This window comes from Nocardioides terrigena, assembly GCF_003047265.1.
Taxonomy (GTDB): Bacteria; Actinomycetota; Actinomycetes; order Propionibacteriales; family Nocardioidaceae; genus Nocardioides; species Nocardioides terrigena.
Genome location: NZ_PZYY01000033.1, coordinates 1 through 1,091 on the forward strand (window position 1 = coordinate 1; position 1,091 = coordinate 1,091).

Annotated in this window: 3 protein-coding genes; all 3 read right to left on the bottom strand. The window is 41.0% G+C overall.

The genetic code is table 11. The features are described from left to right. The coding region (gene rpsH / locus DAE25_RS22635) for a 30S ribosomal protein S8 (RefSeq protein WP_107768552.1) at positions 1 to 242 on the bottom strand (242 nt) is incomplete at its 3' end. Positions 243 to 278: 36 nt separating this feature from the next. After that, positions 279 to 584, bottom strand: a complete 306-nt coding sequence (gene rpsN, locus DAE25_RS22640; RefSeq protein WP_005599304.1) for a 30S ribosomal protein S14 — start codon at positions 582 to 584, stop codon at positions 279 to 281. 11 nt (positions 585 to 595) lie between these two features. Beyond that, positions 596 to 1,091, bottom strand: a 496-nt coding sequence (gene rplE / locus DAE25_RS22645; RefSeq protein ID WP_199907740.1) for a 50S ribosomal protein L5, incomplete at its 5' end; no start/stop codon positions are given.

The following is a 1,091-nucleotide window of genomic DNA, read 5'->3' on the forward strand; positions in this document are numbered from 1 at the left end:
GGACGGCTTACGCGTTGGATACTTTCTACAACCGGTTTGTTTTGGAAATATTTTAAAGTGATTTCCAATTCAGGTTTAGAACCTTCAACAATTTTGAAGCTCTCAACATAACCTTCTTCAGCTAAAACGCTTGCAATAGCAACTTTTAACTTAGATGAAGGCATACTGATTGCAACTTTATTCGCAGCTTGACCGTTACGAATACGGGTCAGCATATCTGCGATTGGATCTTGCATGCTCATGTATTTACTCCCATGATTCCAAATTAAAAGAGGTTATTACCAGCTTGCTTTCTTAAGGCCTGGAATTTCACCGCGCATTGCAGCTTCACGTACCTTAATACGGCTTAAACCAAACTTACGAAGTACACCGTGTGGACGACCAGTTTGGCGGCAACGGTTACGCTGACGGCTAGGACTTGAATCGCGCGGAAGTGTTTGTAGTTTTAACACTGCCGCCCAACGATCTTCGTCTGAAGAATTTGCATCAGAGATGATTTTCTTTAATTCTTCACGTTTAGCGTAGAATTTATCAGCTAATTTAGCACGTTTAACATCACGTACAATCATTGATTGTTTTGCCACGATAACCTACCTTATTTACGGAATGGGAAATTGAAAGCAGCTAATAAAGCTTGGCCTTCTTCATCGCTTTTCGCAGTTGTGGTGATAGTAATATCTAAACCACGTACACGATCTACTTTATCATAGTCGATTTCTGGGAAAATGATTTGTTCACGAACACCCATACTGTAATTACCACGACCGTCGAATGACTTCGCATTTAAACCGCGGAAGTCACGGATACGTGGAACAGCGATAGTAATCAATCTTTCAAAGAATTCCCACATACGTTCGCCACGTAGGGTTACTTTGCATCCGATTGGATATCCCTGACGGATTTTAAAGCCTGCAACAGATTTGCGCGCTTTAGTAATTAAAGGTTTCTGACCGCTAATTGCTGTTAGATCCGCTACTGCGTTATCTAAAAGTTTTTTATCGGTCAATGCTTCACCCACACCCATATTCAGGGTAATCTTTTCGATTCGTGGGACTTGCATGACAGATGAGTAGTTGAATTTAGCTTTTAAT